The following is a 9057-nucleotide window of genomic DNA, read 5'->3' on the forward strand; positions in this document are numbered from 1 at the left end:
CGCTAGCCGTCGGCGTAGCCGGTCACACCCGAACCGGGTAGACCGGCGGCTGCATCGAGTCGTACAACCGGACACCCTTGTCGTTGAGCTTCGCGACCCGCCGCGTCACACCGGCCGGCAACAGCGAAATAGCTTGGGCGGCACCGACGAGCGCGCGTACCCCAAGCGCCGAGCTGGGAACGAGGGTCTTGGCCGCGCGCCGGGCGAAGGCGCGGCTATGCAGCACCGGACCAGCCATCACACGCTCGTAGGCGGCGAAGGCGCGGATGTGGTCGCCACCGGCCCGTTCGAGCTCGCCGGCCAGCACGTAGGCGCCGAGCACCGCCAGACTGGTGCTGCCACCCACGCCAGGACCCGGGCAGTAGCCGGCGTCGCCGACCAGCGTGACGCGACCCCGCGACCAGGTCGTCAGATCGAGCTGCAGAATGGAGTCGAAGTAGAACCCACTGGCGTGATCGAGCTCGGCGAGCCAGCTGTCGACCATCGAACCCATGCCGGTGAACGCGTCGCGCAGCAGCGTTCGCTGGCGCGCGTCATCGCGGTAGTGATACTGCAGCTCCGCGCCGGGGCGGAACAAGAAGACGGCCCGTGCGTCGTCGAGATGGTCGGCGGTGTAGATCATCGCCCACCGGTTGGCATCGACGACGCCCGTCGTCTCCCCGTTGCGTGCAAGGGCTTTCGGGACGGACAGCACTGCCAGATAGCTTCCGAGGAAACGGCTCTGGCCGGCATCGGGACCGAACACCAACTGCCGCACACCCGAGTGCAGGCCATCGGCGCCGACGATGACGTCGTAGCGACGAGGTTCGGCGTGCGCGAAGGTGACGTCGCCGTCATCGGAGATCGAGGTGATCTCGTCGCCGAACAGGTACTCGACGTCGTCGCGGCCGGCCTCGTAGTAGATCTGGCCGAGGTCGTCGCGCATGATCTCGACGTGCCGGTCGGAGATGACGGCCAGCAGTTTGAGGTAATCGACTTGTGTCGGCCGTCGGGCGCCCAACCGCTGCAGGACGAGCCGGTTGGTGCCTGTTGCACGCGCCTGGATCTGCGGCAGAACGCCCATCCGCTCGGATATCTCCATGGCGGGGCGAAACAGATCGACGGCGTGACCACCCGTTTTGCGCAGCGCGGGGGCGCGTTCGACGACCGTGACGTCGAACCCGCGCCGGGTCAGCCAGTAGGCGAGGACGGGTCCGGCGATGCTGGCCCCCGAAACGAGAATGCGCATGACGACTCCTTACTTAACGGTCGGTAAGTGCTTCGCCGACGAGCTTACCTATCGGTCGGTCAGCTAGGGTGGCTACGTGAACAGGCCGGTGTCGGGCACCCGATTGCGCATTCAGGAGGTGGCGCGCGAACTGTTCAGTGAAAAGGGCGTACAGCGCACCAGCCTGCAGGACATCGCAGGCCGGCTGGGGATCACCAAACCGGCGCTTTACTACCACTTCAGTTCGCGTGAAGAGCTGGTGCGCAGCATCCTGCAGCCGCTCATCGAAGAGGGCGAACGCTTCGTCGCCGAACAGGAGGCGCGCAGCGGTCCGGCGGATCCGCGGGAGCTGCTCGAGGGGTTCTTCGACTTCCACTTCCGGCATCGCGCAGACCTCGTGCTGGCGGTCACCGAGCTGACGACGCTGGCTGACCTCGGTCTCGTCGACAAGATGTTGGCGTGGCGGGAGCGGCTGTGCACGTTGGTGTTCGGATCCCAACCCACGCTGGAACAGTCCACCCGCGGCGTCATCGCGTTCGGCGGACTACAGGACTGCTGCCTCCAGTTCCCTGACACGCCGTACGAAGAATTGCGTACCGCGACGGTGGATGGCGCGATGATGGTGCTGTCGAGCGCCTGACTGCTTCAGGTGGGGTCGAGGTGCACTCTTCCAGCTAGCCCTACCGTCCCGATTGGCGTCAGTGGGGTCGACACCGAATCATCGGCGGCCGAGCATGAACACACGCACCCTACCGTTCAGCGCGCGCACAGCTACCCGTATGAGAAAGGCACCGATCGTGAAGATCTCGGGCAACACCATCTTCATTCCCGGCTCGACCAGCGGCATCGGCCTGGCTCTGGCTCTGGCGCTGCAGGCCAAGGACAACACCGTGATCGTCGGAGGTCGACGCAAGGAGCTGCTCGACGAGATCGCGGCCAGACACCCGGATCTGGGCACCGTGCAGATCGACGCGAACGACCCTGTCAGCATCGACGCGGCGGCGCAGAAGGTTCTGGTGAACTATCCGGAGCTCAATGTTCTGATCCCGATGGCGGGCATCATGCAGATCGAGGACTGGCACCGGCCCGAATCGTTTCTCGAATCCGCGGAAGCCGTGATCAGCACCAACGTGCTTGGTCCCATCCGTCTGATCGCCGCGTTCATCGAACACCTGCAGGCTCGACCCGCGGCCACCATCATCACGGTGTCGTCGGGACTCGCGTTCGCGCCGCTGAAGGTCACGCCAAGCTACAACGCATCCAAGGCCGCGATCCACATGCTCACCGAATCGCTCCGACTGCAACTCGCCGACACCAACGTCGAGTTCAAGGAACTCGAGCCGCCATCCGTCGCCACCGACCTACTACCCGGCCAGCGCGAGAGCGAGTTCGCGATGCCGCTCGATGAGTTCGTCGCCGAGGTGGTGGCGATACTGGAGAATGACCCCGCCGCCAAGGAGATTCAGGTCGAACGGGTGAAGTTCCTTCGCTACGGCGAAGCGCGCGGCGACTACGACCAGGTCGTGACGATGTTGAATGCGGCCGATCCGCATGCCGGTAGTGACCGCTAGAGCGCCGTCGTGTCGAGCCGTACCTCGGTTGCGGTGCCGTCGGCGTCGGACGAAATGAAATACGCTGCAGCATCGGGCTTCTCGGCGACCGCCTCGACGTAGGTGGTGCCTCGGTACAGCACGCCGACGCCGTCGTCGGTGGCGTAGCCGGCGGGGAGGGCTCCGTCGGCGATCAGACGCTGGAACAGTGGCCGCCGCTCCGGCTCGGAGTCGTAGTGCACTCCGTTGGAATGGGGGATCAGGCCGAGCCCGTTGGTGACGGGGCGCAATCGTGGACCGAACGAGTCGGTGGTCCCGCCGATGTGCCAGCAGATCGACCCAGCTGACACGCCTGTGAGCACTACTCCCGCTTCCCATGCCGCTCGCATGGCGGCGTCGACACCGTGCAAGCGCCACATGGCCAGAAGGCCGGCGACGCTCCCCCCGGCGACCCAGATCACGTCCTGGTCGAGCAAGTGAGCGGTGATGTCCTCGACGTTGGGCATCGGGAACAACGACACGTGCGAGCCGGCAATCCCGCGTTGTTGCGCTGCCGCGTAGAGGTTGTACAGGACCGTTGGATTGTCACCCTGGGCCGTGGCGAGGAAACACATCCGCGGCGGACGCCCGGACACCCCGGAGAGTTCGATCGCATATTCCGTCAACGCACTGAATTCCCACCGCAACCGGCGTCCAGGGACGATTCCTCCGCTGGTCGCCAAGATCGTCGGTGAGTCGGCTGGCATCAGACCAACCTAGCTGGGTCATTCGGTCAGTGCTTCGATCCATGGATGGCCAGGGTGGACTCGAGCCAGCCAGCCGATCAGTCGTGAGCGTCGTGTCTCGTCCATCGCGGGCACGACACGCTGGAAGTCAGCGATGTCCTTCTCGCGCAGGTGCTTGGCCTTGAACAGGAGCACTACTTCGGGGGCTGCGTACGGGATGCCCTCGCTGTTGTGAAGGATCAGCTCGCTGTAGGGAAGGGTTATCGATGTGTCGCGTCGGCACACCCAATGGTGGCCGACGTACGGTTCGCGAAACACGTCGACGCGATAACGCCCAGTTCTTGGTTCGCGTAGCCATGTCTGATGTTGGCTCGCAAACTGCTCGGGGAACGGCCAGACGTGACCGTCTCCTACGACGTCCCATTCGAAGTCGGGAAATGCCTGCATGACGTCGCCGAATAATGCAGCCGATACGCCGATCTCGAGATCGGCGTGTTCGCGGGCAGCATCGCCGGTGAACAACTCCAGCGCCCATCCGGCCGCGACGTACCACGGCGCGGTGACTTTCGACAGGCGCCGCGCGACCTCGCTGGGCGTCCACGCGTCCCAGAGTTCGTTGATCTCGGCGTCGGTGAGTTCACGTCCGGTCATGGTGTCTGTCTGTTGCGGCGGTAGGCGGTCGGGGTCGTGTCGAACCAGCGTCTGCAGGATCGGGTGAGCACACTTTGTTCGGCGTAGCCGAGTTGGCGACACACCTGGTTGAGACTGAGGTCGGTGTCGAGCAGTAGCCGGTGAGCGATGTCGCGGCGGGTCTGATCGAGCAGCTCGGCGAAGCTGGTCCCTTCGGCGGCCAGCCGGCGGCGCAGCGCTTTGGGATGGAGGCCGAATTGGCGCGCGGCCATCTCGGCGGTGAGGTCCCCGGTGGGCAGCAGTTGGCGGACAACGCTGCGCAAGGTGTCGGCCAGACCGCGGGTCTGCTGGCCGACGGTGTTGGACAAGTAGTTCAGGGCGAGTTGGTGGGCGAGGGTGTCGTGGGTGAGTGGTCGCTGAAGATCGGTGGCGCGCATGCTGAATCCGGCGATCGGCTCGTTGAACTGTGGTGGGCAGCCGAAGTAGCGGCGATAGTCGGCGTTGGTGCTCAGCGCGGGGTGGGGCAGATGCACGGCCACCGCTCGGTAGGTGGTGCCCAAAAACAGCTGCAGCATCCGCACCGTGACACCAAGAGCCAGTTCGACTGCTTGGGCTTGCGGGGGTGGCGGGTTGAGCAGGAAGTCGAATTCGAACCGGGCCAGCGCGGGGTCGGGATGGGGACAGATGCGGGTGGCGATCCCGGGGCTGTAGGCGTCCATGTAGGTATCGAGTATGGCGAAGGCGTCGGCGACGGTGGCAGCGGTGCGGGCCGCGAGACCGACTGGTCCGAGGATGTCGACGCTTTGGCGCAGTGCGAGCTGACGGCCGAAATCGGCCACGTTGAGAACCACGGCCGCGTCCTCCACGGCGGCAATGGCGCTGCGCAGTGGGATGAATCGGTCACGAGCTCCGACATCCTCGGCATCGATGTTGGCCAATGCCAGGACCTCACTGGGGTTGCCGCCGAGGGCGGTCACGAGTGGCGAGAACCCCGTTAGCGACGAGCCCCGCACCAACAACATGTCCACCACAGTCAAGAAGATGTCCATAAATGTCAAGACGACCATCGGGGTGGACGGCAAGGATGGTCGGGGCCCCGTTCACCGCCGACGGTGACATGGCAAGGGCCGGTCTATTTCGACGAGCCCGGTGCGACGAGCCGGGCGGTCCAACCGAAGGGTCCGAGTTGAAGCTTTCTGGTGCGTGGTGGCGGTGGCCGAGTGTGGTTGCCGTAGTGGCGATGTCGGCGGCGATGTCGGCGTGCAGTGACAGTGGCGCATCCGACGACGATGGTGAGGTGAGCATGGAGCAGGTCCGAGCGATCGCAAAACAGGCATACGTCTACGGCTTCCCTATGGTCGACAACTACCGCATCCAGTATTCGTACTTCGTCGACAAGCAGGGCGCGAACTACAAGGGCGCGTGGAATCAGATCCACAATCTGGGCCGTGTGGCCACACCCGCCGACACCGCCATCCAGACTCCCAACTCCGATACGCCCTACTCCTTCATCGGTGCCGACCTACGGGCCGAGCCACTGGTGCTCACCATCCCGCGCATCGAGGCGGACCGCTACTTCTCGGTGCAGTTCATTGACGCCTACACCTACAACTTCGCCTACGTCGGCAGCCGCACCACGGGCAATGGCGGCGGCAAGTATCTGCTCGCCGGACCGAGCTGGCACGGCGAGAAACCTGCTGGCATCACCGAAGTCATCCAGTCCAACACCGAGTTTGCGTTCGTCGCCTACCGCACTCAGTTGTTCAGTCCCGACGATCTCGACAACGTCAAGAAGGTCCAGGCCGGCTACCAAGTTCAGCCCTTGTCGGCGTTCCTGAACCGGCCGCTGCCTGCCACACCGCCGACGATCGACTTCGTCAAGCCCCTGACGCCCGACGAAGAGAAGACCTCACCGCAGTTCTTCGACATCCTGAACTTCACGCTGCGCTACGCCCCAACGCTGCCCATGGACGAGGACCTGCGGGCCCGCTTCGCCACCATCGGCATTGGACCCGACGGCAGCTTTGACGCCGACACGCTCACATCCGAGATGCGCACCGCCATCGAGGGCGGAATGGCCGACGCCTGGGCAGAATTCGACACCCTGCAGAAGGACAAGATCAACACCGGGAAGGTCACTACCGCCGATCTCTTCGGCAGCCCCGAGGAGATCGGCGACAACTACCTCTACCGTATGGCCGGCGCGGTGCTCGGAATCTACGGCAACACTGCGCAAGAAGCGATCTACCCGTTCCTCCCGAACGACTCGACCCGCGCAACGCTGAACGGGGCCAACAACTACACCTTCCGGTTCCCGCCCGGGCAGCTGCCCCCTGTCAACGCGTTCTGGTCGCTGACCATGTACAAGCTGCCGGAAAGCCTGTTGGTGGCGAACCCCATTGACCGGTACCTGATCAACTCGCCGATGCTGCCTGATCTCAAGGCCGACGCTGACGGTGGCTACACCCTGTACGTCCAGAGCGAATCACCCGGTCTGGAGAAGGAATCCAACTGGCTGCCCGCGCCGGACGGTCCGTTCCAGCTACTCCTGCGGCTGTACTGGCCGAAAGAGGAAGCGCTAGACGGCAACTGGCAAGCGCCCAAGCCGGAGAAGATTTAGCGTCCGTCCCGGCTTGTGCCCGCGAACGTTTCCATGATTGGTGGCATGAAAACGAGGGCCCATCTCCAGGACGGCTATGACGTTCGCTTCGATTGGGGCTCGGTGGGGCTGAAACCCTCGGCGCAGTAGCAGATCTCGCCGTGATGGTCGACGTGTTGTCATTTACCACCGCCGTTTCGGTCGCGGCCGATAAGGGCATCGACGTGTACCCATATCGTTGGCAGGATCGCGAAAGCGCGCTTCGCTTCGCGTCAGATCGGGACGCAGTCTTGGCGGTGGGTAGATCGCGCGCTGCGTCTGGAGACGTGACTTTGTCACCCGAATCGATCCGCCATGCCGGCTTCATCGCTCGACTGGTGCTGCCATCGCCAAACGGCTCTACCATCGCTGTCACGCTTGGCGCGGCGCACGGGCCGCAGGTGGTCGCCGGGTGCTTGCGCAACACCAGGGCCGTTGCAGAGTGGATCGGGCGACACCTTCCGCGGCATGCGACGATCGCGGTGATCGCCGCCGGTGAAATCCGCTCGGACGCGAGCCTGAGCCCCGCAGTCGAAGATCTGTGGGGCGCAGGGGCGCTCATAGAACTACTGGCGGCCGACGGGCGCAGCATCTCACCCGAATCGGGAGCCGCCCTCGCAGCGTGGAGTGCCGTGGCGCCGTCGGTCCAGACGCTGCTGATTGATTGCGTATCGGGTCGAGAGCTGAGCGAGCTCGGCTTCGAGACCGATGTGTCGGTCGCGGCCGAGCTCGACCAGAGCCGTTCCGTTCCGGTACTCCAAGGCGACTGCTTCGTAGCTGAGTAGCGTGGGCCTCGTCGAAACGCCCCGTACCTCGGGAAGGTAAAGCCCTCGAGTGGATCTCGAGCCTGAAGTCCGCACGGCTACCGGAACCGTGTGTGGTCGATGGGAGAACTCCGTCGCGGTCTTCAGGGTATCCCCAACGCGCAGGCACCATTCGGCTTCTGACGATTCACCGCTCCCGTTCCGGTAGGCCGGTGAGACGGCGTCCGCGACGCATCCGAGTCTCGAACGAATTACGCGATGCCCGAACCCGTTTGCTTCGATCCGGTGTTGATCAGGACCGGTGGCGACCAACCTAGTTGTTGGTGGGTGGTGGTTTGGGTTGGTATGGGGTGTACCACCACCAGTCGGCGCGTTCGCCGGTCGGCCCCTTGCAGGGTGGAACATCAGGCGGGGGTGTCGTGGGCGGACGGGCTAGCGATCCCGAACTCATCGGTCGGCCGCGACTGTCGGTGACGACGAGATCCTGGGCGGGTCCGGTGATGGTGACGACCCCGCGATGGTGGGCCCGGTGATGGTAAGGGCAGACCAGCACCAGGTTCTCCAACTCGGTAAGACCGCCATCCTCCCAATGGATTATGTGGTGAGCCTGCAGACCACGGGTGGCCCCGCAGCCGGGGACCACGCAGCAGCGATCTCGGTGCTCCAGCGCGCGGCGCAGCCGGCGGCTGATCTGGCGGGTCTCGCGCCCGGATCCGATGACCTGGCCGTCGCGTTCGAACCACACCTCGCAGGTCGCGTCGCAGGTCAGGTATTGGCGGTCGGCGTCCGTGAGTAGCGGCCCCAGGTGCAGTGCTGCGATGCGGCTCTCGAGGTCGACGTGCACGACCACGGTGGTGTGCTGCCCGTGCGGGCGGCGAGCCACGTCGGCGTCCCAACCCGCTTTGACCACGCTCATGACCGCATCGACGGTGTTCGGGAACGGCGGCGCCTGCTCGGACGCCCCGTCTGCGTCTGCGTCTGCGTAGCCGTCGGTATCACGGTCATCGTCGGGGTCGTGGTGGTGTTTCCAGTCGGTGATCAGCGCGTCGCGATGCGAGTCCACCGCAGCATCGAAGATCGCAGCCTCCTCATGCGGCAGGGTGAGCCGATAGGTGGTGGACTGCTCGTCGGAGGTCTTGCTGAACGAGCGTGGCGGTTCCGGCCGCGGCGGCGGCGCCTCGTCCTCGTCCTCGTCATCGTCAGTCTCGGCCTCAGGTTCGGGTTCGGGTGGCGGTTGCAGCTTCAGCGCAGTGCTCAACTGGTTCACCGTCGCTGACGCAGCCAGATTCGCGAAGTGCTGATCGGATCCCTCGGGTGCCCGCTTGGCGATCACCCCGACCTGATCCAACGAGAATCGGCCCTCCCGCATCCCCGCCGCACACTGAGGGAACTCCTCGAGCCGGCGCGCGACGGCGACGATCTTTTGCGCCGTGTGCGGTGACACCCCGGTCTTCCAGGCCACCAACGCCGCAACCGAACTACACCCCGTAGCACCCCACAACCCGTCGCGGTCGATCTCGGCGACGACCTCCACCAGCCGACC

General features: G+C 64.9%; 9 protein-coding genes. 4 read left to right on the top strand and 5 right to left on the bottom strand.

What is annotated here, in order from left to right:
• Window positions 1–22: 22 nt before the first annotated feature.
• The gene (locus N536_RS0126055) at window positions 23–1228 is read right to left on the bottom strand and encodes an FAD-dependent monooxygenase (protein ID WP_029116316.1); all 1206 of its coding nucleotides are present in this window, start codon (window positions 1226–1228) and stop codon (window positions 23–25) included.
• A 76-nt stretch (window positions 1229–1304) separates the two neighbouring features.
• Between N536_RS0126055 and N536_RS0126060 the strand changes: the two genes are divergently transcribed.
• Both N536_RS0126060 and N536_RS0126065 read left to right on the top strand, forming a co-directional pair.
• A complete protein-coding gene (locus N536_RS0126060) occupies window positions 1305–1847 on the top strand; it encodes a TetR/AcrR family transcriptional regulator (protein ID WP_029116317.1) in 543 nt (180 codons plus the stop codon).
• A 157-nt stretch (window positions 1848–2004) separates the two neighbouring features.
• Entirely contained in the window at window positions 2005–2778 is a 774-nt protein-coding gene (locus tag N536_RS0126065) for an SDR family oxidoreductase (protein WP_029116318.1), read from the top strand.
• Here N536_RS0126065 and N536_RS0126070 read toward each other — a convergent pair.
• From N536_RS0126070 to N536_RS0126080, 3 genes are read right to left on the bottom strand one after another with little or no spacing between them, the layout of a single operon-like run.
• Window positions 2775–3503 carry a peptidase E gene (locus tag N536_RS0126070; RefSeq protein ID WP_029116319.1) on the bottom strand — a complete coding sequence of 243 codons (729 nt, stop codon included), beginning with the start codon at window positions 3501–3503 and terminating at the stop codon, window positions 2775–2777. The genes N536_RS0126065 and N536_RS0126070 overlap by 4 nt on opposite strands.
• A gap of 18 nt (window positions 3504–3521) precedes the next feature.
• Window positions 3522–4133, bottom strand: coding sequence for a hypothetical protein (locus tag N536_RS0126075; protein ID WP_051574770.1), 612 nt, complete (start codon window positions 4131–4133; stop codon window positions 3522–3524).
• Complete coding sequence (locus tag N536_RS0126080; protein WP_231514636.1) at window positions 4130–5143, bottom strand: AraC family transcriptional regulator; 1014 nt, start codon at window positions 5141–5143, stop codon at window positions 4130–4132. Before N536_RS0126080 ends, N536_RS0126075 begins: the two co-directional genes overlap by 4 nt.
• 221 nt (window positions 5144–5364) lie before the next feature.
• Between N536_RS0126080 and N536_RS0126085 the strand changes: the two genes are divergently transcribed.
• Together N536_RS0126085 and N536_RS39445 are read left to right on the top strand one after the other, a co-directional pair.
• Window positions 5365–6732: a DUF1254 domain-containing protein gene (locus N536_RS0126085; protein ID WP_369798472.1), complete on the top strand. Its 1368-nt coding sequence runs from the start codon at window positions 5365–5367 to the stop codon at window positions 6730–6732.
• A 143-nt stretch (window positions 6733–6875) separates the two neighbouring features.
• Complete coding sequence (locus tag N536_RS39445; RefSeq protein WP_369798473.1) at window positions 6876–7535, top strand: 2-phosphosulfolactate phosphatase; 660 nt, start codon at window positions 6876–6878, stop codon at window positions 7533–7535.
• 292 nt (window positions 7536–7827) lie between these two features.
• Here N536_RS39445 and N536_RS0126095 read toward each other — a convergent pair.
• On the bottom strand, window positions 7828–9057 hold a 1230-nt coding region (locus N536_RS0126095; protein WP_029116323.1), incomplete at its 5' end, for an HNH endonuclease signature motif containing protein.

The sequence above is a fragment of the Mycobacterium sp. URHB0044 genome (genome assembly GCF_000620625.1).
GTDB lineage: Bacteria > Actinomycetota > Actinomycetes > Mycobacteriales > Mycobacteriaceae > Mycobacterium.